General features: G+C 60.2%; 22 protein-coding genes. 15 read left to right on the forward strand and 7 right to left on the reverse strand.

Annotation, left to right across the window (positions count from 1 at the left end):
* Positions 1-8: 8 nt before the first annotated feature.
* Both aroA and lptB read right to left on the reverse strand, forming a co-directional pair.
* Positions 9-1,253: a 3-phosphoshikimate 1-carboxyvinyltransferase gene (gene aroA, locus NQ519_RS11190; RefSeq protein WP_019151073.1), complete on the reverse strand. Its 1,245-nt coding sequence runs from the start codon at positions 1,251-1,253 to the stop codon at positions 9-11.
* Between the two features lie 2 nt (positions 1,254-1,255).
* Entirely contained in the window at positions 1,256-2,050 is a 795-nt protein-coding gene (lptB, locus tag NQ519_RS11195) for an LPS export ABC transporter ATP-binding protein (protein ID WP_019151072.1), read from the reverse strand.
* A 110-nt stretch (positions 2,051-2,160) separates the two neighbouring features.
* Here lptB and recQ point away from each other — a divergent pair, with 110 nt between their 5' ends.
* The 5 genes from recQ (at position 2,161) to rsmA (ending at position 6,015) form a co-directional block, all read left to right on the forward strand.
* Positions 2,161-4,353, forward strand: coding sequence for a DNA helicase RecQ (gene recQ, locus NQ519_RS11200; RefSeq protein ID WP_026076597.1), 2,193 nt, complete (start codon positions 2,161-2,163; stop codon positions 4,351-4,353).
* 59 nt (positions 4,354-4,412) lie between these two features.
* The gene (locus NQ519_RS11205; RefSeq protein WP_227901118.1) at positions 4,413-4,610 is read left to right on the forward strand and encodes a hypothetical protein; all 198 of its coding nucleotides are present in this window, start codon (positions 4,413-4,415) and stop codon (positions 4,608-4,610) included.
* A gap of 34 nt (positions 4,611-4,644) precedes the next feature.
* Entirely contained in the window at positions 4,645-4,812 is a 168-nt protein-coding gene (locus NQ519_RS11210) for a hypothetical protein (protein ID WP_019151069.1), read from the forward strand.
* 1 nt (position 4,813) lies between these two features.
* Positions 4,814-5,053, forward strand: a complete 240-nt coding sequence (locus NQ519_RS11215; protein WP_019151068.1) for a hypothetical protein — start codon at positions 4,814-4,816, stop codon at positions 5,051-5,053.
* A gap of 173 nt (positions 5,054-5,226) precedes the next feature.
* Complete coding sequence (rsmA, locus tag NQ519_RS11220; protein WP_019151067.1) at positions 5,227-6,015, forward strand: 16S rRNA (adenine(1518)-N(6)/adenine(1519)-N(6))-dimethyltransferase RsmA; 789 nt, start codon at positions 5,227-5,229, stop codon at positions 6,013-6,015.
* Here rsmA and NQ519_RS11225 read toward each other — a convergent pair.
* Entirely contained in the window at positions 5,984-7,252 is a 1,269-nt protein-coding gene (locus tag NQ519_RS11225) for a M16 family metallopeptidase (protein ID WP_019151066.1), read from the reverse strand. The two genes, rsmA and NQ519_RS11225, sit on opposite strands and share 32 nt — an antisense overlap.
* Positions 7,249-8,487: a M16 family metallopeptidase gene (locus tag NQ519_RS11230; protein WP_019151065.1), complete on the reverse strand. Its 1,239-nt coding sequence runs from the start codon at positions 8,485-8,487 to the stop codon at positions 7,249-7,251. Before NQ519_RS11230 ends, NQ519_RS11225 begins: the two co-directional genes overlap by 4 nt.
* 912 nt (positions 8,488-9,399) lie before the next feature.
* Here NQ519_RS11230 and nifJ point away from each other — a divergent pair.
* The 3 genes from nifJ to NQ519_RS11245 all read left to right on the forward strand — a co-directional run bounded on the left by nifJ (position 9,400) and on the right by NQ519_RS11245 (position 14,616).
* A complete protein-coding gene (gene nifJ, locus NQ519_RS11235) occupies positions 9,400-12,933 on the forward strand; it encodes a pyruvate:ferredoxin (flavodoxin) oxidoreductase (protein WP_026076596.1) in 3,534 nt (1,177 codons plus the stop codon).
* 211 nt (positions 12,934-13,144) lie between these two features.
* On the forward strand, positions 13,145-14,026 hold the full coding sequence (locus tag NQ519_RS11240) for a hypothetical protein (RefSeq protein ID WP_019151063.1): 882 nt from the start codon (positions 13,145-13,147) through the stop codon (positions 14,024-14,026).
* Positions 14,027-14,184: 158 nt separating this feature from the next.
* Positions 14,185-14,616, forward strand: a complete 432-nt coding sequence (locus tag NQ519_RS11245) for an META domain-containing protein (RefSeq protein WP_019151062.1) — start codon at positions 14,185-14,187, stop codon at positions 14,614-14,616.
* 135 nt (positions 14,617-14,751) lie between these two features.
* Here the strand turns inward: NQ519_RS11245 and rpmA are convergent, their stop codons facing one another.
* Both rpmA and rplU read right to left on the reverse strand, forming a co-directional pair.
* Complete coding sequence (rpmA, locus tag NQ519_RS11250) at positions 14,752-15,012, reverse strand: 50S ribosomal protein L27 (protein ID WP_015546708.1); 261 nt, start codon at positions 15,010-15,012, stop codon at positions 14,752-14,754.
* Positions 15,013-15,033: 21 nt separating this feature from the next.
* A complete protein-coding gene (gene rplU, locus NQ519_RS11255) occupies positions 15,034-15,345 on the reverse strand; it encodes a 50S ribosomal protein L21 (protein ID WP_019151061.1) in 312 nt (103 codons plus the stop codon).
* Positions 15,346-15,499: 154 nt separating this feature from the next.
* Here rplU and NQ519_RS11260 point away from each other — a divergent pair, with 154 nt between their 5' ends.
* The 4 genes from NQ519_RS11260 to NQ519_RS11275 all read left to right on the forward strand — a co-directional run bounded on the left by NQ519_RS11260 (position 15,500) and on the right by NQ519_RS11275 (position 18,657).
* Positions 15,500-15,868, forward strand: a complete 369-nt coding sequence (locus NQ519_RS11260) for a response regulator (protein WP_026076595.1) — start codon at positions 15,500-15,502, stop codon at positions 15,866-15,868.
* Positions 15,865-16,809: a hypothetical protein gene (locus NQ519_RS11265; RefSeq protein ID WP_019151059.1), complete on the forward strand. Its 945-nt coding sequence runs from the start codon at positions 15,865-15,867 to the stop codon at positions 16,807-16,809. The genes NQ519_RS11260 and NQ519_RS11265 overlap by 4 nt, the downstream gene beginning before the upstream one ends.
* Positions 16,806-17,726: a hypothetical protein gene (locus NQ519_RS11270; protein ID WP_019151058.1), complete on the forward strand. Its 921-nt coding sequence runs from the start codon at positions 16,806-16,808 to the stop codon at positions 17,724-17,726. Before NQ519_RS11265 ends, NQ519_RS11270 begins: the two co-directional genes overlap by 4 nt.
* Before the next feature lie 85 nt (positions 17,727-17,811).
* Complete coding sequence (locus NQ519_RS11275; RefSeq protein ID WP_026076594.1) at positions 17,812-18,657, forward strand: 3'(2'),5'-bisphosphate nucleotidase CysQ family protein; 846 nt, start codon at positions 17,812-17,814, stop codon at positions 18,655-18,657.
* A 48-nt stretch (positions 18,658-18,705) separates the two neighbouring features.
* On the opposite strand, the gene NQ519_RS11280 is transcribed toward NQ519_RS11275, so the two are convergent.
* Positions 18,706-18,972, reverse strand: coding sequence for a hypothetical protein (locus NQ519_RS11280; protein WP_026076593.1), 267 nt, complete (start codon positions 18,970-18,972; stop codon positions 18,706-18,708).
* Between the two features lie 133 nt (positions 18,973-19,105).
* On the opposite strand from NQ519_RS11280, the gene trkA reads away from it, so the two are divergent.
* The 3 genes from trkA to NQ519_RS11295 all read left to right on the forward strand — a co-directional run bounded on the left by trkA (position 19,106) and on the right by NQ519_RS11295 (position 22,651).
* Positions 19,106-20,443, forward strand: coding sequence for a Trk system potassium transporter TrkA (gene trkA, locus NQ519_RS11285; protein WP_019151055.1), 1,338 nt, complete (start codon positions 19,106-19,108; stop codon positions 20,441-20,443).
* Between the two features lie 87 nt (positions 20,444-20,530).
* A complete protein-coding gene (locus tag NQ519_RS11290) occupies positions 20,531-22,015 on the forward strand; it encodes a GH3 auxin-responsive promoter family protein (protein ID WP_019151054.1) in 1,485 nt (494 codons plus the stop codon).
* An 18-nt stretch (positions 22,016-22,033) separates the two neighbouring features.
* Positions 22,034-22,651: a deoxynucleoside kinase gene (locus tag NQ519_RS11295; RefSeq protein ID WP_019151053.1), complete on the forward strand. Its 618-nt coding sequence runs from the start codon at positions 22,034-22,036 to the stop codon at positions 22,649-22,651.

Consider the following 22,651-nt stretch of genomic DNA (forward strand, 5'->3'; position numbering starts at 1 on the left):
AAACGGGTTTAATACCGGATGTGTTCGAGGTCCTCGAAGAATCCGGGATAGCTTTTGGCGACGCTTTCGGCCCCCTCGATCGTGATCTCGCCGTCGGCGCGCAGCGCTGCGACGGCCAGCGACATGGCCATGCGGTGGTCGCCGTGGCTCCGGGTGTGCGCTCCGTGCGCCTGTCCGCCGCGTATGCGCATCAGGTCCTCTTCCGAGGTATCGACCTCGATGCCCAGCTTGGCGTATTCGTCGCGGATGGCCTCGGCGCGGTTGCACTCCTTGTATTCGAGGCGCGAGGTGCCGCGGATCTCGCTCACGCCGTCGGCCGCTGCGGCGAGCGCGGCGAGCGCCGGAAAGAGGTCGGGGCAGTTGGTGGCGTCGAACTCGAAGGCGCGGAGCGGACGGTGCTGCACCGTCACCGACTCCGGCTCGTTGATGACCGCCGCCCCGGCGCGCACCAGCGCCGTGCAGATGGCCGTGTCGGCCTGCTTGGAAAGCATCGAGACGTTGCGCACGGTGACCTCTCCCGCCGTGGCGCCCGCCACCAGCAGCATGGCCGCGGCGCTCCAGTCGCCCTCGATGCTGAAATAGGTCGAACGGTAGTGCTGGCGTCCCGGGATGTAGAACTCCTCGTAGTCGCGCTGGCTGATCTCCACGCCGAAGCGGGCCGCCGTGTCGAGCGTCATATCTAAATAAGGTGTCGATACTGCGCCGTGTACGTGCAGCGTCGTGTCTTGTCCGGCTTTGGGCAGGGCCAGCAGCAGCCCCGTGATGAACTGCGACGAGACCGATCCGTCAACCTCGACCTCCCCGCCGCGGATCGGGCCGCGGACCTCGACCGGCAGGTAGCCGTCGTTGTCGCGGACCGTCACGCCCAGCCGGCGCAGCGGTTCGAGCATCATTCCCATCGGGCGGCGCAGCAGCGAATCGCGCCCCTCGATGACGATGGGCGTGGAGCAGAGCGATGCCAGAGGGGTGAAGAGGCGTGTCGCAAGCCCCGATTCGCCGACATCGAGCCGGCTGACCCTGGGGTCGAGCCCCCCTTGGATGGAGAGCGTCGTGGGGTCCGCCTGACGGACCCGGGCGCCCAGCGCCTCGATGCAGCGCAGGGCCGAGCGGGTGTCGTCGCAGAATTCGAGGTTGCGCAGCACCGAAACCTCCTCCGAAAGCAGCGCCGCCGCGAGGGCGCGCTGGGCATAACTTTTCGAACAGGGCGGCGTCAGTGTGCCTTTGACGCGGCCCGGGCCAGCCGTTTTGTCCATAATTACTCCTTCGTCTCCTGTCCTTTGCGGTTTTTCATCTCCTGGGTGAGCTGGTGGCTCTTCTTGAGCTCGAAATGCTGCCCGAGGTAGACCTTGCGGACCATCGGGTCGGCGGCCAGCTCCTCGGCCGTACCGGTTTTCAGAATCTTGCCCTCGTAGAGCAGGTAGGTGCGGTCGGTGATGGCCAGCGTTTCATCGACGTTGTGGTCGGTGATGATCACGCCGATGTTCTTGTGTTTGAGCGTCGCCACGATCGACTGGATGTCCTCCACGGCGATCGGGTCCACGCCGGCGAACGGTTCGTCCAAAAGGATGAAGGCCGGGTTGATGGCCACCGCGCGCGCGATCTCCGTGCGCCGCCGCTCGCCGCCCGAGAGCTGGATGCCGAGGCTCTTGCGCACCTTTTGCAGGCGGAACTCCTCGATCAGCGCCTCGACCCGTTCGGCCTGGTACTCCTTCGAATAGGAGGTCATCTCCAGCACCGCGCGGATGTTGTCCTCGACCGAGAGGCGGCGGAACACCGACGCCTCCTGGGCCAGATAGCCCACGCCTAACTGGGCGCGGCGGTAGACCGGGAAATCGGTCAGCTCGGTGGCCTCTCCTTCGTCGCTTTCGAGGAAGATGCGTCCTTCGTTGGGCTTGATGAGTCCGACGATCATGTAGAACGTAGTGGTCTTGCCGGCTCCGTTGGGGCCCAGCAGTCCGACGATCTCGCCCTGGTTGACATCGATTGACACGTGGTCCACGACCGTGCGGGCCTTGTATTTTTTTACGAGTTCACTGGTGTAAAGACGCATTGCGTATCGGCGATAAAATTTTTTACAAAGTTATGCTTTTTTCCGAAAAGTTTTTTATCTTTACATTGAATTTTCCGATTTATAAAAGATTAAAGCAGACAAACGGCGAAATGAAACAATTCGATTCATCCCTGTTGCATGACAAGCTGAAAGAGTATTTCGGCTTTTCGTCGTTCAAGGGGAACCAGGAAGCGGTGATCCGCAACGTGCTGGAAGGCAAGGATACCTTCGTGCTGATGCCCACGGGCGGCGGCAAGTCGTTGTGCTACCAGTTGCCGGCGCTTCTGATGGACGGGGTCGCCATCGTCATCTCGCCGCTGATCGCCCTGATGAAGAACCAGGTCGATGCGATGAGGACCTTTTCGGCCGAGTCGGGGATCGCGCATTTCCTCAATTCGTCGCTCAACAAGACCGCCGTGGCGCAGGTCCGCGCCGACGTGCTCGCCGGGAAGACCAAACTGCTCTATTTCGCCCCCGAGTCGCTCACCAAGGAGGACAACGTGGCGTTCCTGCATAAAATAAAGGTGTCGTTCTACGCCATCGACGAGGCGCACTGCATCTCGGAGTGGGGCCACGATTTCCGCCCCGAGTACCGCCGCATCCGACCGATCATCAACGAGATCGGCACGGCGCCGCTGATCGCTCTCACGGCCACGGCCACGCCCAAGGTGCAGATGGACATCCAGAAGAACCTCGGGATGTCCGACGCTTCGGTCTTCAAGTCGTCGTTCAACCGTCCGAACCTCTACTACGAGATCCGTCCCAAGCGCAACGTCGATCACGACATCATCCGCTTCATCAAGCAGAACGAGGGCAAGAGCGGCATCATCTACTGCCTGAGCCGCAAGAAGGTCGAGGAGCTCACCGAACTGCTGGTGGCCAACGGCATCCGCGCGCGGGCCTACCACGCCGGGATGGACGCCGCGACGCGCGCCGCCAATCAGGACGATTTCCTGATGGAGCGCGTCGAGGTGATCGTCGCCACGATCGCCTTCGGCATGGGCATCGACAAGCCCGACGTGCGCTACGTCATCCATTACGACATCCCCAAGTCGCTGGAGGGGTATTATCAGGAGACGGGCCGCGCCGGCCGTGACGGCGGCGAGGGTCATTGTCTGACCTTTTACAGCTACAAGGATATTCAGAAACTCGAAAAGTTCATGCAGGGCAAGCCCATCGCCGAGCAGGAGATCGGCAAACTGCTGCTGCTGGAGACGGTCTCCTATGCCGAGAGTTCGATGTGCCGCCGCAAGACGCTGCTGCACTATTTCGGCGAGGACTACACCGAGGACAATTGCGGCAACTGCGACAACTGCCGCGACCCGAAGCCGAAGATCGACGCCCGTGCGGCGCTCAAAATGGCCCTCGAAGCCCTGCGCGACATCGGCGACAAGTTCAAGGCCGATTATCTCGTCAACGTGCTGGTGGGCAAGACCACGGCGCTGATCAAGAGCTACGGCCACAACAAGTCGAAATGGTTCGGGGCCGGCGCCGACCACGACGCCCGCTTCTGGGGCGCGGTGCTGCGGCAGGCGCTGATTCTGGGGCTCGTGGACAAGAACATCGAGAATTACGGCCTCATTTCGATCAACAAGAAAGGCGAGGGGTATATCGCCCTGCCGTTCCCGGTGACCGTGACCCTCGACCACGATTACGACGAGGAGGAGAAGGAGGCCGAGTCCGTAACCCCGATGGGCAAGGGCGGAGCCGCCGACGAGGAGCTGTTCTCGATGCTCAAGGACCTGCGGAAGAAGGTGGCCAAGCAGCACGGGCTGCCGCCGTTCGTCATCTTCCAGGACCCGTCGCTGGAAGACATGGCCGTGCAGTACCCGATCACCATCGAGGAGATGCAGAACATCACGGGCGTGGGCGTGGGCAAGGCCCGCAAGTTCGGCGAGGAGTTCGTCAAACTCATCAAAGCCTACGTCGAGGAGAAGGAGATCATCCGTCCGCAGGACATGGTCGTCAAGGGCGTGGCCAGCAAGTCGGGCAACAAGATCTTCATCATCCAGTCGATCGACCGCAAGATGGATTTCGAGGACATCGCACGGGCCAAGGACCTCGATTTCGACGAACTGCTCACCGAGATCGAAGGTATCGTCAATTCGGGTACGAAACTCGACATCTCCTATTACCTGAAGGGGTTCATGGACGAGGACAAGATCGAGGATATTTACCTCTATTTCAAGGAGGACGCCGAGAGCGATTCGCTCGACGCGGCCATCGAGGAGCTGGGGGCGGACTATACCGAGGAGGAGATTCGCCTCGTGCGCATCAAGTTCATGTGCGAACAGGGAAACTGATCGGACAGCATACAACCTATATTTAGACGCCTATGAACAAGAAAACTTTTACTTTAGCCGTGATTTTTCTGATTTGCGCGCTGGGGTGGCTCGGAGCCAATGTCTATTGGCGCGTGACGCGCTCCAACTGCGTGAATGTGTTCGATCTGGTCGTGGGCGTGCTGTTCGTCGCGGCCGGAATCGGAATGGTTTACAACGAAATGAAAAAGAAAAGGTGCCGCCATCTCGACGAGGTGAACCGGCATCAGATTCCGTAGCCGGATGCGTGCGATAGACCGTTTTCAGGCGATTATGGCCGCTGTTTTCTTCGTCGCTGCGGTCACCGCGTCGTGGCGTGTGGCCGTCGCCGGCGGCCGGGACATCTGGTATGTTCCGCTGCTGTTGGCCGTCGCCTCGGCCCTGATGACCCTCGGAGCGCTCCGGCACCGGAAAAACAGACATGCTCAAAACGAGGATTGATATGAAGAACAATCTTATGCAGCTCGTGCGCCTGGTGGCGATGGTGCTGGCTGTCGCGGGCATCATCTATGCCCTCGAATTCATGGAGCGCGGCATTGCCGTGTGGTTTTGGATCACGCTGTTGGGCGTGGGATTCGTGGGATTGCTCTATACGTTCCGCCTGACGCAGCGGCGTGCGGCCCGTGCCCGGCGCGAGCAGGAGCGCCTCGAAAAGAAGCGCAGCCGCCGCAGGAGACGCTGAGGCACTCCGCAGGACGGATTTTCGGGGGCGTATGGCGATGACGGCGGCGACGGTTCGTGCTTCCGGTGCCGCAATGACGCCTTTGACTGTCGGAAAGTTTTGCCGGACTCTGTGCGATTCGGTTTTGTCCCGTCCGGTTTTTTGCTACCTTTGTATCCTGTTTGAAAGGAATTATGACAGAAGTAAGGGCTAAAAAGGCGCTGGGACAGCATTTTCTCACCGACCTGAACATTGCGCGCAAGATCTGCGACTCGCTTTCGGGCGGCACCTCCTCTGCGCCGTGCCCGGTGCTGGAAGTGGGGTGCGGCATGGGCGTGCTGACGCAGTTTCTGCTGCGCCGCGGCGATATAGTGACGTGGGGAGCCGAGATCGACTCGGAGAGCGTCGCCTACCTCCACGCACACTACCCGGAGTTCTCGCCGCGGCTGATCGAGGGCGATTTCCTGCGGATGGACCTCCGCGAACGCTTTCCCGAAGGGCTGCGGATCATCGGCAATTTCCCTTACAACATCTCGTCCCAGATTTTTTTCAAGGTGCTGGAAAACCGCGACCTCGTGCCCGAATGCGTCGGCATGATTCAGAAAGAGGTCGCCGTGCGGCTGGCCGAGCCTCCCGGATCGAAGGAGTACGGCATCCTCTCGGTGCTCTTGCAGGCGTGGTACGACATCGAATATCTCTTCACCGTCAACGAGACGGTTTTCAATCCGCCCCCGAAGGTCAAGAGCGCCGTCATCCGCCTGCGCCGCAACGCCACGGAGCGCCTGGGGTGCGACGAGCCGCTGTTCGTCAAGGTGGTGAAAGCCTCCTTCGGCCAGCGGCGCAAGATGATCCGCAACTCGCTGAAATCCGTGTTCGGCGACTTCGGCGGTGCCGAACATCCCTTCTTCACCCGGCGCGCCGAGCAGCTCTCGGTGGCCGATTTCGTGGAACTTACGAATTGGGTTGCCGCGCACCGGCAATAACCGTCACCAAATCCTCTTTCGCCAGATATTTCCGGGCCAGCCGTTGTACGTCGGCGGGCGTCATTTGCCGGATGCGGCGGATGTTTTCGCCGATCACCGTGTTGTCCGTGCCGCAGAGGATGTTCTCGATCGTCACGTCGGCGATGCCGAACGGTCCGTCGAGAATGCGCATCATCTCGCCCGTCATCATGTTCTTCACCAACGCCAGCTCCTCTTCGGGCATCGGCTCCGTGCGGAGGCGTTCGATCTCCTTGCAGATCTCCTGCAAAGCCTCCTGCGTGACGCCGGTTCCGACCTGCGCCGCCACGGCGAAATAGCCCTCGCGCTCGAAATTGACCATCGCGGACACCACGCCGTAGGTGTATCCGTGCTCTTCGCGCAGGTTCTGCATCAGCCGCGACCCGAAGTATCCGCCCAGTGCCGTCGCCACGACCTGCATGCCCACGAAATCGGGATGCTGGCGCGGGAACAGCAGGCGTCCCAGCCGCAGCGACGACTGCACCGCTCCGGGATGCTCGACGAACGCCGTGTGCGTGGTCTCGGGCGCCGGGAACCGGATCGCCGTTTCGGCCTCCCCGTGGGGGAGCTGCGCCGCGAGGGCCCCGACGGCCTGCAATTCGTGCTCCCCGATGCGGCCGCTGCATACGACGAAACAGTTTTCGGCGGTGTAGAACCTCCGGTGGAAATCGGCCACGGCTTCGCGCGTGAGGTTGTCGTATTCGCGTTCGTCCGACGAGATGCCGTAGGGGTGGTGCGCCCCGAACAGCGCCCGGGCGAAGGCTTCGCGGGCCTCGACATCGACTTTCGTGCGGTCGATCGCCAGCCGTTGTTTGCGTTTGGCGGCGTAGGTGCGCAGCTCCTCTTCGGGGAACACGGGGCGGAGCAGAATCTCTTCCGCCACGGCGAGCGTCCGGTCGAAGAATTTCGAGAGGGTGGCGAAATTGATATAGGCGTAGTCGCGGTCGATGTTGACATCGTACCACGAGCCGTAGTAGTCGAGTTGTTCGGCGATCTCGCGGGCCGTCATGTTGCGCGTGCCTTCGGCGAGCAGATTGGCCGCCGCCGATGCCGAGAAGGGCACCTGCTGGAGGGCCGATCCGGCCCGAAAGACGAACGAGATGCGCAGCACTTCGAACTCCTCCGAAGCGAGCGTGTAGAGGGCGACGCCGTTGGGCAGCAGCGTCTTTGCGGCTTCGGCGACCTCGACCTCCGAGGGGGTTATGCGGGGTTGTGTCATTTTTTCGTGTTGTAAATGAGTGTGGAACTGTTTTCGGGCCGGAACGTGCGGCTGCTGAACGAACGGATGTCGTCGTCGCCGACGGCGCGGTAGAGGCCGACCTCGCGGTTGATCAGGGCGAGGTCGCCCAGCATCTCGTAGAATCCGAGGTTCATCGCCTTGTTCATGACGTTCAGTTCGCCGAAGAGCGTGTTGGCTTCGAACTTGTTCTTGACCTTTTCGATCTCGCGGGCGGCCGCGGATGCGGTTTGCAGGGTTTCGATCTCCTCGCGGAACGCCGCTTCGGCCTCTCCGGGCGTCACGCCCGGAAGTAGCTGGCCCGTGAAGACGAACAGCCCCGGGTCCACGTCGCCCGTGACATAAGCGTTGACGCTCGACAGCAATCGGCGTTCCTTGACCAGATGCGTGTAGAGCCGCCCCGAGTCGCCTCCCGCCAGCAGGTCCGAAACCAGGTCGGCCGTGTAGAATCCGGCGTCCGTGCGCCCGCCCATGTGGTAGGCCACGGTGACGGTCGGCGCCGGCACGTCGCGTTCGACCTCCTCGCGGCGCGCTTCGGTCTGTGCAGGTTCCTGCGGGATCGGCGCGGCGTCGGCCGGGCGGTCGGCGAGGGGTGCGAACCACTTTTCGGCCAGTTCCAGCATCCGTTCCTCCTCGATGTCCGCCGAGATCGACAGCACGGCGTTCGACGGACGGTAGTGGGTGCGGTAAAAAGCCTCCACATCCTCCAGCGTGGCTTCGGCGATATGGTCCGTCGTGAGGCCGATAGCCGCCCAGCGGTAGGGATGGACTTTGTAGGCCAGCGCCCGCAGCAGCATCGTCTGGTCGCCGTAGGGCTGGTTGAGGTAGCGTTGGCGGAACTCTTCGATCACCACCTTCTTTTCGGCTTCGAGCTTCGCGGGGGTGATGTCGAGCCCCTCCATGCGGTCGCTTTCCAGCCAGAGGGCCGTTTCGAGGTTGTCCTTCGGGAGCGTGATGTAGAAATCGGTATAGTCGTTGTTCGTGAAGGCGTTGTTGTCGCCCGAGGCCATCTGCACCGGGAGGTCGAAGTTGGGGATTTCGCGCGTGCCGCGGAACATGAGGTGTTCGAACAGGTGGGCGAATCCCGTGCGCCGGGGATCTTCGTTGCGCGCTCCGACCTTGTAGAGGATGTTCACGGCGGCGAGTTTCGAGGCCCGGTCGCGGTTGACGACGACGGTGAGGCCGTTCGGCAGTATTTTTTTAGTGTATGGAATCATAATGTGCAAAGGTAATAAAAATACCGGACGGAGGACAGGCTCAAATTGCGTGCAGTTTTGCAAGACATACCAGCAATATGAAGTGTCGTTACGACACCAAAAGTACAAAAAAGCGGGAACGAGGGCAAAACCGGGTTGCGTGCGGTTCGTCAAAACGTCCCGACCGGTAAAAGTGCCGTTACGGCACCAAAGGTAATAAAAATACCGGACGGAGGACAGGTTCAAATTGCGTGCAGTTTTTCAAAAAGCAGCGGCGGGGAGCACAAGTGACGCCTCATTGTTTTCAGAAAAATGGATTCGGTGACTATGAAGAAGTTTGGGATGTAGAGAATCCATCGCTCCCGCCGCTGCATGTTTTTCATTCATGACCGGCAGAAACGAGAAGAGTGCTGCCGACAGTCTGGCTCCTGCGGCTCTGGTAAGCCTGTAAACCCTTCGCATCAGCACGCACCCTTAGGTACGATCATTGTGGGTTTACAAAAATTTACCAGATTTCAGGAGCCCCAATACAATCGTCTTTTATATCCGATTATTCAAGAACGGTTGCGGATAACGGAATATCGCGCGGACAAAGTTAACAATTTTTCCGGACATGAACGCTGCTGATCCGAAAGTCTTATTTTTAGGTCCGTATTTTGCGTCGGACTCCGGTTTCCGGTGTGCGCTCCGGGTTAACGCGCTATCGGATAGAACGTTCGTCAACTCAGTGATTTTCCGCGACTTTTCTGTTAGCTAAATAACAGATTGATTGTTATTTCAATAACATTCGAAAAGGTAAAAATTTACACTTTTTTGTGAAAAAATCGACATCGTTTTTCGGTCGAAATTCGTATCTTTGCATCGCTCGTTTGTCCGGGCTGTGTCTGAATCGTTAGGAAATGCACACAAATATCATCTAAAATTTCAACAAAAATGGCAGAAAAGAAATTTATCACCTGTGATGGTAACTACGCTGCGGCCCATGTGGCTTATATGTTCTCGGAAGTCGCAGCCATCTATCCCATCACGCCGTCATCGACGATGGCCGAACTCGTGGACGAGTGGGCTGCCCAGGGACGTAAAAATATTTTCGGCGAGACCGTCAAGGTCGTTGAAATGCAGTCGGAGGCCGGCGCTGCCGGCGCCGTGCACGGATCGCTGCAAAGCGGTGCCCTGACTTCGACTTTCACGGCCTCGCAGGGCCTGCTGCTGATGGTCCCCAACATGTATAAGATCTCGGGCGAGCTGCTCCCGGGCGTGTTCCACGTTTCGGCGCGTGCGCTGGCCGCACAGTCGCTGTCGATCTTCGGCGACCATCAGGACGTGATGGCCACGCGCCAGACCGGATTCGCCATGCTGGCCACCTCGTCGGTGCAGGAGGTCATGGACCTCGCCGGCGTCGCACACCTCGTGTCGCTGAAATCGCGCGTGCCGTTCCTGCACTTCTTCGACGGCTTCCGCACGTCGCACGAGATTCAGAAAATCGAGCTCATCGACGAAGCCGCGCTGACGGCCATGCTCGACCGCGACGCCCTGAAAGCGTTCCGCAACCGGGCCCTGAACCCCGAGCACCCCGTGACCCGCGGTACGGCCCAGAACCCCGACATCTACTTCCAGACGCGCGAGGCTTCGAACAAGTTCTACGACGCCGTGCCCGACATGGTGGCCGACACCATGAAGGAGATTTCGAAAATCACCGGCCGCGACTACAAGCCGTTCGTCTATTACGGTGCCGAGGATGCCGAGAACATCGTCGTTGCGATGGGTTCGGTGACTGAGACCCTCAAGGAGACGGTCGATTATCTGACAGCCAAAGGCGAGAAGGTGGGTGTCGTCACCGTACACCTCTACCGTCCGTTCTCGGTGAAATACCTGATGGCGGTGCTTCCCGAGAGCGTGAAGCGCATCTGCGTGCTCGACCGCACGAAGGAGCCGGGAGCCAACGGCGATCCCCTCTACCTGGATGTCGTCGAGGCGTTCGCAACCTGCCCGTGCGACAAGAAACCGCTCATCATCGGCGGCCGCTACGGACTTTCGTCGAAGGACACCACCCCGGCGCAGATGCTGGCCGTGTTCGAGAACCTGAAGATGAACGAGCCCAAGAATCAGTTCACGGTGGGTATCGTGGACGACGTGACGTTCCGTTCGCTGCCCGTCGGCGAGGAGATCTCGCTGGCGAAGCCCGGCACGTTCGAGGCGCTCTTCTTCGGTCTGGGCGCCGACGGTACGGTGGGTGCCAACAAGAACTCGATCAAGATCATCGGCGGCACGACCGACAAGTACTGCCAGGCTTATTTCTCCTATGACTCGAAGAAATCGGGCGGTTACACCTCGTCGCACCTGCGTTTCGGCGACCTGCCCATCACGTCGCCCTATCTGGTGACCACCCCCGACTTCGTGGCCTGCCACGTTCCCTCGTACGTTGACAAGTACGACGTGCTGAAGGGCCTGAAGGCCGGCGGTTCGTTCCTGCTGAACTCGGTGCACGACGCCGAGACCACCTGCGCGACGCTGCCCGACCACATGAAGGTCTTCCTCGCCAAGAACAAGATCAACTTCTATATCATCAACGCCACGAAGATCGCCGCCGAACTGGGTCTGGGTTCGCGTACGAACACCATCATGCAGTCGGCGTTCTTCAAGATCGCCAACGTCATCCCGTTCGACAAGGCTGTCGAGGAGATGAAGAAGGCCATCCTCAAATCCTACGGAAAGAAGGGCGAGGACATCGTCAACATGAACTATGCGGCCGTCGATGCCGGCGGCAACGCCGTCGTGAAGATCGACGTTCCCGCCGAGTGGGCTTCGATCGAGGACAAGGGCTTCGAACACGCTTCGAACGCCTCGTATCCGGAGTTCGTGCGCAAGATCGTCGAGCCGATCAACGGCCTGAAAGGCGACATGCTGCCCGTTTCGGCCTTCAACGGCCGTGAGGACGGCACGTGGGACAACGGCACGGCCGCCTACGAGAAGCGCGGCATCGCCGTCAACGTTCCCGAGTGGAAGATCGAGAACTGTATCCAGTGCAACCAGTGCGCCTATGTCTGCCCCCACGCCGTGATCCGTCCGTTCCTCGCCACCGAGGAGGAGGCCGCCGCTTCGGGCGTGGATTGGAAGCAGGGCCTGGGCGAAACCAAGGAGTACAAGTTCCGCATCCAGATCTCGCCGCTCGACTGTACGGGCTGCTCGAACTGCGTCGATGTCTGCCCCGCCAAGGAGAAGGCGCTCGTCATGCGTCCGCTGGAGGAGCAGATGCCTCAGCAGAAGAACTGGGACTACATCACCAAGCATATCGGTTACAAGCAGGTCGTGGACAAGACCAAGTCGGTCAAGAACCTGCAATTCGCACAGCCGCTGTTCGAGTTCTCGGGCGCCTGCGCCGGCTGCGGCGAAACCCCTTATATCAAGGCTATTTCGCAGCTCTTCGGTGACAAGATGATGGTCGCCAACGCCACGGGATGTACCTCGATCTATTCGGGTTCGGCTCCCTCGACGCCCTACTGCACCAACGCGGAGGGCCACGGTCCCGCATGGGCCAACTCGCTCTTCGAGGACAACGCCGAGTTCGGTTTGGGCATGCACGTCGGTGTGGAGAAACTCCGCGACCGCATCCAGCTGGCGATGGAGGATGCCATTGCCAACTGTGCGAAGTGCTCCGACGAGCTGAAAGGCGTGATGAAGGAGTGGATCGAGAACCGCGGTTCGTCGGCCAAGTCGGCCGAGGTTACGGCGCGTCTGATTCCTCTGATGGAGGCTTGCGGCTGCGACGCCTGCAAGAAGATTCTCGAACACAAGGAGTGGCTCGTGAAGAAGTCGCAGTGGATCATCGGCGGCGACGGCTGGGGCTACGACATCGGTTACGGCGGTGTGGATCACGTGCTGGCTTCGGGTCAGGATGTGAATATCCTCGTCGTGGACACCGAGGTTTACTCCAACACCGGCGGCCAGTCGTCGAAATCGACCCCCGTGGGCGCCGTCGCCAAGTTCGCATCGAGCGGCAAGCGCATCCGCAAGAAGGACCTCGGCGCAATGGCCATGACCTACGGTTATGTCTATGTGGCCCAGGTTTCGATCGGCGCTTCGCAGCAGCAGCTGTTCAACGTGCTGAAAGAGGCCGAGGCTTATCCCGGACCGTCGCTCGTGATCGCCTACGCTCCGTGTATCAACCACGGCATCAAGGGCGGCATGACCCGCACGCAGACCGTCGGCAAGGAGGCTGTGGCCTGCGGTTACTGGCACCTGTGGCACTACAACCCGATGCTCGAAGAGCAGGGCAAGAATCCGTTCGTGCTGGATTCGAAGGAGCCCGACTGGTCGAAGTTCCGCGAATTCCTGATGAAGGAGGTTCGTTATACGTCGCTCCAGAAGGCATTCCCCGCCGAGGCCGACGAGTTGTTCGCCGCTGCCGAGGAGAACGCCAAGTGGCGCTACAACGGTTATGTGCGTCTTTCGAAGATGGAGTTCTGAGACCTCCGTTGAGTGATAAGTGCGAAAGCCGCGGCAGCAATGCCGCGGCTTTTTTTCGGCTCCGCAGCCGGTTTTCGGATTCCGGCGAAAAGGTTCGTGATGAAAACACTCCGGTTCGTGATGTCTTTCCCCCCCCCGATTGAATTTATTTGCCCGTAATATCTCTTGGAGGTATTTTTGCCGGGCAAATTGAATTCTAATACACCTTATTATGAAAAGACTTTTCACACGCGCAGCGATGCTGCTGACCGTTGCCGCGACGGCATTTACCTTTACCGCATGCAACGACGACAATGACGGTCCCGAACCGTTCAAATCCGAACTGATCGGCAGCTACAAACCGACTCCCGTCACGATGACCATTCCCGATGTGGTCGATGATCCTTCGGATTTTTATTTCATCCTGCTCCCGACGTGGTCCGATCCGGAGAATATCCCTGGCATCGACATGTCGGAGTCGATGGGGATGCCTGCCGGTTCCTTCGTTATGCCGATGAATACGATTTGCGGTTTGATTCAGAGTATGGCATCTGCCATCGTCAAAGGCGGTTTGGATCAGTTGGACCTCGGCAACGACGGTTCGTTCGGCGCGAATTACTACGATCTGGTCATCAAAACGGACGGAAGCGGGGAGCCGGATATCATCAGCTCGCTGATGGACCCCACTTTCGGGACCGAACTGAAAACTTTCCCCGGTGCCGCTACTGCCGAACTGCTTCCCGAAGGGGCGCTGGGCTATTACACGAAGAATTCCCGCTTCTATTTCACGATCAGCAAGGATTTCCTGAAAGGAGTGTCTGCCGAACTTGACGTGCTGTCGATCGTTGACGAGATGATCAAAACCTATAAGCTCGATATCGTCTCGACGGACGCTTATTACGGAATTCCTTTGAAATACAGCGTCAAGGACGGCGTGACCAAACTCTATGTCGATCGTGCGATGATCCTCTCTTTCCGCGGGGTGCTCGATATGGTGTTCTCGCTGCTCGGTGACGATGCCGCGTTCATGGGCGTCAAACTCGGAGATATCGTCAATAAGGTTCTCGATAACACGACGGAACTGGAGATAGCTCTTCCCCTGAAGCGTATCTGATCGGCCGCCTGCCGATACGGTAACGGTCCGGATTTTCCGGGCCGTTTTTTGTGCCGTTCGGACCGATGATTTGGACGCCGGCCGGAAAATTGCTATCTTTACTGCTGAAACGCGTTTGGCGTATAAATTGCTCGGAACGGAGAATAACTTATAACGATATGATGAAAAAGATTTTCGCAGCCGCCGTGCTGCTCGGAACGATGACCGCCTGCGGCGGCTCGCAGCAGAAAGCCCTGCCGTTGGAGGGTACCCAATGGAAACTCGCCAGGATGGAGGCCATTCCCGCGAAGGCCGTCGCCGCCGAGGCCGATTTCTTCACCCTGGAATTCAACGCTGCCGATACGATGGTGGCCGGACGCACCAACTGCAACCGTTTCTTCGGCAAATACGAGCTGAAAGGACAGAAGTTGTCGTTCGGAAATCTGGGCATGACCCGGATGGCCTGCCCCGACATGCAGTACGAAGATGCTTTCGTGAAGATGCTCGACGAAGTGGACAGCTATGCGATCGAAGGTTCGGAGCTGAAATTCTACGACGACAAGAAGGTCGTCGCCGAGTTCCGCGCCGTGCCCGCCCCGGCCAAGAAGTAACCGTCCGGATTCGTCCGGCGAATGAACTCGCCTCCGGTCATTCCGGAGGCGGGTTTTGGTTTTGCCTAACAGCCCCGAAAAGGAAACGGCCTCCCGATTTCGGGAGGCCGTTTCCTTATGCTCTTGACGCTGTGCTTATTCGCTCAGCGGAGATACGCTTACATACGATTTGCCTTCGCCTTTTTTGCAGAACTCCACGGTTCCGTCTACGAGAGCGAAGAGCGTGTGGTCCTTGCCCATGCCTACGTTTTCGCCGGCATTGTGTACCGTTCCGCGCTGACGAACGATAATGTTGCCCGCCTTTGCGAACTGACCGCCGAACAGTTTGATGCCGAGTCGCTTGCTTTCCGACTCACGGCCGTTCTTCGAACTACCTACACCTTTCTTGTGTGCCATGTTGATTCAGTTTATAAAGGTTTATGCAACGATTTCCTCGACGAGAATCTGGGTGAGGTACTGGCGATGGCCGTTGCACTTCTGGTATCCCGTGCGACGTTTTTTCTTGAACACCAGAACCTTGTCATCTTTCAGATGCTTCAGGATCTTGCACTTCACTGCGGCGCCTTTCACTACAGGTGCGCCGACTTTGACCTGACCGTCGTTGTCTGTGAGCAGGACCTTGTCGAAACTTACGGACGAATTTTCCTCGCCCGGAAGACGGTGGACATAAAGTTTCCGACCTTTCTCAGCCTTAAATTGCTGACCTGCAATCTCTACTATAACGTACATTGAATTCGGTTATGTATTTGAACATAAATTCGGAGTGCAAATATACGCATATTTATCTTATAAACAACACGTCCGGCAATTTTTTTTGTCCGCACGGCGTTCTGGCACGATTTTGGGCGTGCCATTCCCGGCCGGCAAAGCCGGCATGACGCCCATGCACCGAATATTGATCGTATCCGAAGAGGAGTTTCTGAGCGATGTGATCCGCCTGTCGCTGGCCGACATGCGGACCGACGTGCGCTGTGTGTCGGGGGTGGCCGCGATGGAACGTCTGTCGCGGCGCATGCTTTTCGACCTGGTGATCGTCGTGGGTACGTCGCTTTTCTTTTCGGGCTGCGACGTGGTCCGCCTCCTGCGTCCTCCGGGACTGCGGAGGCCGTTGGTCTACGTCGTGGCGTGGCAGCAGGCCGAGCAGTCGGTGCTGAGCCTGCTGGAATGCGGCGTCGATCAGTATCTGACCTTTCCCGTGAGCTTGCAGCGGCTGCGGACGAAGGTCGCCAACGAATTGGACCGCCAGTTATGACCGAACGACTTCTGATCGCCTATACGGCGCTTGCGGCACTCGCTACGGCCGCATTGCTCGCGGCATTGTGCATCTCGGAGCTTCGCTCCCGCCGCCGGAGCGGCCGCGATACCGTGCTGAGAAGCAGATACCTGCGCATTCTGATGCTTTACCTGCTTTCGGGCGCGGGTCCCGTGCCGCGCTTCCCGATGATCCGCCGTGCCGGGGCGCAGCGCCTGCTGGCCGAGACCGTCGCCGGACTGACGGGCGTGACCTGCGGACTCGATGCCGCGCCTCTGCGGCGCGTCGTCGCGGCATACGGCCTCGACCGCTGGCTGCTGGGCCGCATCCGTCTCGCCTCCGGATGCCGCCGGGCCCGCGGGCTGATGCTGCTGGCCCGTCTGCCGCTCGACGAAGCCGTGGCGGCCCGGGCGGCGCGTTACGTTCGGAGCCGCAACCGCTGGGTCCGCTTCCAGGCGTTGATGGTGCAGCTGTCGGCCGACCCTTCGACGGCCCTGCGGCTGATGGCCGAATATCCCGCGCCCTTTTCGGCCTGCGAGGTGGGGGAGATTCTGATCCTGCTGCGGCGCGGTATGCTGCCGATCGCCTACGGACCGCTCGTGGAGTCGCCCTGCCGCAACCTGCGGATCGTGGGGCTGGGCATCGTGCGGCAGTTCGGCATCGAGGAGGCCGAGCGGCAGTTGCTGCGGATCGTCGCCGGGGACGACGCGCCGGAGCTGGGACGCGAGGCGCTCTATACGCTCTGCACCCTGCGGCGTCCGCTGACGCGCCGCCGCGTCGGCCGCCGCCTGACCGCCATGAGCCCCGCCGAACGCAAGGCCCTGATGCGCTACATGGCTGCCGAAGGGTACTCTCCGGGACTTCTCCGCCGGCTTTTCGACGCCCGTGAACGCAACTACTGCGAATCGCTCGTGCAATCCTATAAACGTTCCCTGGCATGAAACTTTTTCTGCTTCTGTTTTTCGTCGTCGCGGCGGGGTGCGCCTGTGCATTGCTGCTGGCCGTCCTGCGGGCGCGGGACCGGCGTCTGCTGGTCGCCGCTGCGCGCACCGCGTACAGCGACGCTCCCGACGGCATCGGCATCTCGGTCCTTTGCAGCGGCGTGACCGACCCTGCGCAGCTCGAAAACCTGCTTTCGTCCGAATACTCCCGCTACGAAGTGGTCGTCGTGCTCGACTCCCGGCGTCAGGCCGCGGAGTTCGGGGCGCTGGTCGCCCGCTACCGCATGATCCGCGTCGAGTGGACCTTCGCGGGGGAGCTGGAGGTTACGGGGGTGCGGGCGCTGGGGCGTTCGCGCAAGCGGTGCTTCCGGCGGCTGGTGCTCGTCGATCGCGTGTTCGACGGTGCTGCGGGCGATCTCGACGCGGCCGCCGCCGTGGCCACCTACGATTACCTGCTTCCCGTCGGCAGGGGGCAATGCCTGCTTCCCGGGACCGTCGAACGCCTCGTCGCGGAACTGGGCTCCGAACCGCCCGGATCGCTCGACCTCGTGCGCTCGCATCTGGGCGAACCCGCCGCGCTCCTGAGCCGCGAGGCGCTGGTCGCCGCGGGCGGCTTCGGAATGCGGCCTCTGCGGGGGATTCCCCGCAGCCGGCGGCGGATTCTTTGGGAACCGCTGCTGGCGCCGTCCGAAGCCCGACGGAGCCTGCCCCGGAGGTGGCTTTTCCTGCCGGCGCTGCTGCTGGCCGCAGCGTTCGGCCTGTCGGTCGCCGCAGGACGGTGGACGGCTGCGGCCGCCGTCGTGACCGCCGCGCTGGTGTGGGCTGCCGCCGCATGCGTCTCGCGGGCCGTCTCCGGAGAGGCTTGGTCCGGACTCCGGCGTTTCATACCAATACGGCGTATTTTCCGTTACTATTAAGGACCCGAAATATTTCACCATATCATAAATTCTTGTTACCTTTACCATGGCAATAAAAGTATCCGACCCCAAAATAAGAGTTTCGATGATTAACGACAAGGTGAGAATGTATCTGCTGCCGCCTCTGTTCAACGCAGCGGTCCGAGCCGGAGCTTCGATAATGAACGTATACAAGAACCTCGACGATTACGATATAAGCCTCAAGGAAGATAAAACCCCGATCACGGTGGCCGACCGCGTGGCTCACAAGACCATCCGCGAATACCTCGGCACCACGCGCATTCCGGTCCTTTCGGAGGAGGGCCGGGAGATGCGCTACGAAGAGCGCCGCAACTGGGAGCTTTACTGGCTGGTCGATCCGCTGGACGGCACGGTCGAATTCATCAAGGGCAACAACGAATTCACGGTGAACATCGCCCTGATGGAGAACAACGTCTGCATGGGGGCGGTTATTTATGTTCCCTATTTCGAAAAGATGTACGTGGCGGGGCGCGGCGGGGGCGCCTTCCTCAAAGAACACGTCGCGCCCGACGCGGCAGCGGCCTTCACCTACGACGAGATCGTGCAGGACTGGACGCCTCTGCCGCTCGCATCCGAGATGAACCACGGACATCCGGTCGTGGCCGTGTCGCGGTCGCACCAGACCCCCGAGACTCACGAGCACATCGCACGCCTGCGCGAAACGCACCCCGATCTGGAGATCGTGGAGCAGGGGAGTTCCTACAAATTCTGCCTGCTGGCCGAGGGACGGGTCGATTACTACGTCCGCACGACGCACACCTACGAATGGGACACCGCGGCCGGGGAGCTGATTCTCGCCGAAGCCGGCGGAAGCACGCGCACGCTGCCCGGCGGCGGGGAGCTGCTCTACAACGAACCGGACCTCCGCAACCCGTGGTTCGTCTGCCGGTCGAAATTCTGCAAGCTGTGAAAAACGAGGAGCCCGGGCGGGGCTCCTCTCCTGTTTCCGCGCGAGGCGCTATTTCCCCGCCTCGTGGGACTCGATGTCGCACGCTCCGCAGTTGCCCGAACAGCCCGCGGGCTGCCCGTCGGCGCAGTCTGCGCTGCCGTCCGCCTCGCGGGTTTCGTGCACGGCGCATTTGATGCCCAGCCGCTGCATGTTCTTGTTGGTCGATATTTCGGAGTCGATGTGGTGGCCCTTGATCATCAGGGTCAGCGACATGCCGACGACGAACAGCCCGACGGCCGCGACGGCACACAGTATGACGATTAACCAGGTTGGCATGGGATTCTGTTTTTTAGTGCCCGAAATTTGGGGTTTCCGGGACAAATGTATACATTTGTAAGATAAATTGCAAAAATGTTGCCCGTACGTTCGGGACCGGGCGTATGGAGCGCAACCCAATAATGTTGTATCTATGAAAATCGTGATAGCGGGTGCGGGCGAGATGGGCAGCCACCTGGCGCGGATGCTCAGCGGAAACGGCCACGACATCACCGTCATCGACGGCGATCAGAAGTTGCTTTCCGAAGTGAGCAGCCTGGCCGACGTGATTACGGTCGAGGGCGATTCGACGATCTTCGCCGTGCTGCGCAAGGCTTCGGTGCGCAAATGCGACCTGTTCATCGCCGTCAACCACGAGGAGAACGCCAATGTCGTGGCGGCGATGCTGGCCAAGAAGCTCGGGGCCAAGAAATCCATCGCCCGCATCGACAACAACGAATACCTCGAACCCAACAACAAGGAGATGTTCATCGACATGGGCATCGACTACCTGTTCTATCCCGAGAAGGTCGCGGCCCGCGAGGTCATCAACCTGCTGGGACACACTTCGACCACGGAATACGTCGATTTTTCGAGCGGCAAGCTCTCGCTGGTGGTTTTCCGCCTCGAACCGGCCTCGCCGCTGGTGGGGCAGGTGCTCACGGGCTTCGCCGACGAAACGCCGCTGAGTTACCGTACGGTGGCCATCACGCGCGGCGGACAGACGATCATCCCCCGCGAGGGCGAGCAGTTCATGGAGGGCGACACGGTCTATGTCATCGCCCGGCAGGACGCCGTTCGGGAGGTGATGGAGTTCTCGGGAAAGTCCAACATCGAGATCAAGAACATGATGATCCTCGGCGGTTCGCGCATCGGCATCCGCATCGCCACGGAGTTGCAGGACGAGGTGAACATCAAATTGGTGGACTATAATGCCGACAAAGCCTACCGGCTGGCCGAGATGCTCGACAAGACGCTGATTATCAACGAGGATGGGCGCAATACGGAGGCCATGATGGAGGAGGGGCTCGCCAATATGGACGCCTTCGTGGCCGTCACGGGCCGCAGCGAGACCAACATCCTGGCGGCGATGCTCGCCAAGCGTATGGGGGTCAAGAAGGTCATCGCGGAGGTCGAGAACATGAACTACATCAACCTCGCCGAGTCGATCGGCATCGACACGATCATCAACAAGAAACTGGTGACGGCGTCGAACATCTTCCGCTTCACGATGTCAACCGACGTGCAGGCCATCAAGTGCCTGACGGGCAGCGACGCCGAGGTGCTGGAGTTCATCGTGAAGCCCAACTCCCCGGCCACGAAGTCCCGGATCAAGGACCTCGGGCTGCCCGAGGATACGATCATCGGCGGCATCGTCCGCGGCGACAAGGTCTTCATCGCGGTGGACAACATGGAAATAAACCCCTACGACCGGGTGGTGGTCTTCGCCATGCCGGGTGCCGTGGGGAAAGTGGGATATTACTTTAATTAGAAATTAAGAATTAAAAATGGCCAATGCAGTCGCAGGCAAATTTTCAATTCTTAATTTTTCATTTTTAATTCTTAATTGCGTAGCGAAATGTCTTTCCGCAGTGTAATTCTCAGGGCGTGGTTTTCGCAGCGCGAACGGTCGATCGACCGGTTCCGCCGTCGGCCCGTCGAAACGCAGGAACGTATGTTCCGCCGGCTGTTGCGCCGGGGGCGGCTGACGGAGTTCGGCGACCGCTACGACCTGCGGCATATCCGCTCGGTGGAGCAGTTCCAGTCGCAGGTCGAGACCTTCGACTACGAGACCTTCAAACCCTACGTCGAACGGATGATGGAGGGGGTGCGGAGCGTCGCCTACCCGGGCCGGGTGTCGTTGTTCGCCCGTTCGTCGGGCACCACCTCGGACCGGAGCAAATATATCCCCGTGACGATGGAGTCGTTGTGGTGGAATCATACGCTGGGCATGCGCGACGTGGCGACGGTCTTTTCGGCCAACTATCCGAAGTCGCGGGTTTTCGAGGGCAAGACCCTGACGCTGGGCGGCTCGTGCAGCCGCGAGGGGCGCAACCTGGTGGGGGACCTCTCGGCGCTGCTGATCCACGAGACGACGTTTTGGAGCGGCTGGTTCCGGGCTCCGCGGACCGAGACGGCGATCATTCCGGATTTCGACGAGAAAGTCGAGGCGATCTGCCGCGAATGCGTCGGCGAACGGATCACGGCCTTTGCAGGCGTGCCGTCGTGGAATCTGGCGATGATGCGCCGCGTGCTGGAATACACCGGCAAACGGAATCTGCTGGAGGTGTGGCCCGATCTGGAGATGTTCGCCCACGGGGGCGTGGAGTTCGCGCCCTACCGGGCGTCGTTCGAGGAGCTGATCCCCTCGGAGCGGATGAAATACATGGAAACCTACAACGCCTCGGAGGGTTTTTTCGCTATGGCCGACGATCCTGCGCGCAGCGACATGCTGCTGATGCTCGACTACGGCACCTTCTTCGAGTTCCGCAGCGGGACGCAGATCGTGCCGCTGGAGGGCGTGGAGTGCGGGAAGGTCTACGCCGTGCTCATCACGTCGAACAACGGACTGTGGCGCTACGAGATCGGCGATACGGTGGAGTTCACCTCGACGAATCCCTACCGCATCCGTTTCGCGGGCCGCACGCGGCAGTATATCAACGTCTTCGGCGAGGAGCTGATCGTCGATAACGCCGAGCGCGCCCTGCTGGCGGCCTGCCGCAGGACCGGGGCCGCGGTGAGCGAATACAGCGTCGCGCCGTGCTACATGTCGCTGCGCGAACGCGGAGCCCACGAGTGGATCGTGGAGTTCGAACGTGAGCCTGACAGCCTCGAACGTTTCGCCGGGGTGCTGGACGAGGAGCTGCGGGCCGTCAATTCGGACTACGACGCCAAGCGCCGGACCACGCTCGAACGCCAGCGTCTGACGGTGGCGGAGCGCGGGACGTTCCTCGCGTGGATGCGTGCGCGGGGCAAGAACAAGGTGCCGCGGCTCGTGAACGACCGCCGTGTAGCTGACGACCTGGCGGCTTTCCGGGCGGAGCCGGCGGGAACGGAGAGATAAACAAATACCTATACTACTATGTACATAGCCATAGCCGGAAACATCGGGAGCGGGAAAACCACGCTGACCCAGATTCTCACGAAGCGCTACGACGCCAAGTGTTATCTCGAAGAGTGCGACAACCCCTACATCGGCGATTTCTACGAGGACATGAACCGCTGGGCGTTCAATCTCCAGATCTCGTTCCTCGGGAGCCGCATCCAGCAGACGATGGACATGCTGGCCGACTGCCGTTCGGGGGTGATCTTCCAGGACCGCACGATCTACGAGGATGCGCACATCTTCGCCGACAACCTGCATGAAATGGGGCTGATGGCCACGCGCGACATCGAGACCTACATGAAAATCTTCCGGCTGGTGACTACGCTCATCCCCAAGCCCGACCTGCTGATCTACCTCAAGGCGAGCGTTCCGACGCTCATCTCGCAGATCCGCAAGCGCGGCCGGGAGTATGAGATGAATATCGACGAGTTGTATCTCAAACGCCTGAACGACAAATACAACCATTGGATCGACCACATTTACGGGGGCGAGGTGCTCGTCGTGGACAAGGATCATGAGGATTTCGTGTCGAATCCGGACGTGCTGGAGAAGATCTGTGCGCGGCTCGATGCGATCAAGGCCCGAAAACGCTGA

The sequence above is a fragment of the Alistipes senegalensis JC50 genome (assembly GCF_025145645.1).
GTDB lineage: Bacteria > Bacteroidota > Bacteroidia > Bacteroidales > Rikenellaceae > Alistipes > Alistipes senegalensis.

Bases quoted from the DNA above. Each gene is read 5' to 3' on its own strand.
- aroA (WP_019151073.1), bottom strand. From the start codon at position 1,253: ATGGACAAAACGGCTGGCCCGGGCCGCGTCAAAGGCACACTGACGCCG.
- lptB (WP_019151072.1), bottom strand. From the start codon at position 2,050: ATGCGTCTTTACACCAGTGAACTCGTAAAAAAATACAAGGCCCGCACG.
- recQ (WP_026076597.1), top strand. From the start codon at position 2,161: ATGAAACAATTCGATTCATCCCTGTTGCATGACAAGCTGAAAGAGTAT.
- NQ519_RS11210 (WP_019151069.1), top strand. From the start codon at position 4,645: ATGGCCGCTGTTTTCTTCGTCGCTGCGGTCACCGCGTCGTGGCGTGTG.
- NQ519_RS11215 (WP_019151068.1), top strand. From the start codon at position 4,814: ATGAAGAACAATCTTATGCAGCTCGTGCGCCTGGTGGCGATGGTGCTG.
- rsmA (WP_019151067.1), top strand. From the start codon at position 5,227: ATGACAGAAGTAAGGGCTAAAAAGGCGCTGGGACAGCATTTTCTCACC.
- NQ519_RS11225 (WP_019151066.1), bottom strand. From the start codon at position 7,252: ATGACACAACCCCGCATAACCCCCTCGGAGGTCGAGGTCGCCGAAGCC.
- NQ519_RS11230 (WP_019151065.1), bottom strand. From the start codon at position 8,487: ATGATTCCATACACTAAAAAAATACTGCCGAACGGCCTCACCGTCGTC.
- nifJ (WP_026076596.1), top strand. From the start codon at position 9,400: ATGGCAGAAAAGAAATTTATCACCTGTGATGGTAACTACGCTGCGGCC.
- NQ519_RS11240 (WP_019151063.1), top strand. From the start codon at position 13,145: ATGAAAAGACTTTTCACACGCGCAGCGATGCTGCTGACCGTTGCCGCG.
- NQ519_RS11245 (WP_019151062.1), top strand. From the start codon at position 14,185: ATGATGAAAAAGATTTTCGCAGCCGCCGTGCTGCTCGGAACGATGACC.
- rpmA (WP_015546708.1), bottom strand. From the start codon at position 15,012: ATGGCACACAAGAAAGGTGTAGGTAGTTCGAAGAACGGCCGTGAGTCG.
- rplU (WP_019151061.1), bottom strand. From the start codon at position 15,345: ATGTACGTTATAGTAGAGATTGCAGGTCAGCAATTTAAGGCTGAGAAA.
- NQ519_RS11260 (WP_026076595.1), top strand. From the start codon at position 15,500: ATGCACCGAATATTGATCGTATCCGAAGAGGAGTTTCTGAGCGATGTG.
- NQ519_RS11265 (WP_019151059.1), top strand. From the start codon at position 15,865: ATGACCGAACGACTTCTGATCGCCTATACGGCGCTTGCGGCACTCGCT.
- NQ519_RS11270 (WP_019151058.1), top strand. From the start codon at position 16,806: ATGAAACTTTTTCTGCTTCTGTTTTTCGTCGTCGCGGCGGGGTGCGCC.
- NQ519_RS11275 (WP_026076594.1), top strand. From the start codon at position 17,812: ATGATTAACGACAAGGTGAGAATGTATCTGCTGCCGCCTCTGTTCAAC.
- NQ519_RS11280 (WP_026076593.1), bottom strand. From the start codon at position 18,972: ATGCCAACCTGGTTAATCGTCATACTGTGTGCCGTCGCGGCCGTCGGG.
- trkA (WP_019151055.1), top strand. From the start codon at position 19,106: ATGAAAATCGTGATAGCGGGTGCGGGCGAGATGGGCAGCCACCTGGCG.
- NQ519_RS11290 (WP_019151054.1), top strand. From the start codon at position 20,531: ATGTCTTTCCGCAGTGTAATTCTCAGGGCGTGGTTTTCGCAGCGCGAA.
- NQ519_RS11295 (WP_019151053.1), top strand. From the start codon at position 22,034: ATGTACATAGCCATAGCCGGAAACATCGGGAGCGGGAAAACCACGCTG.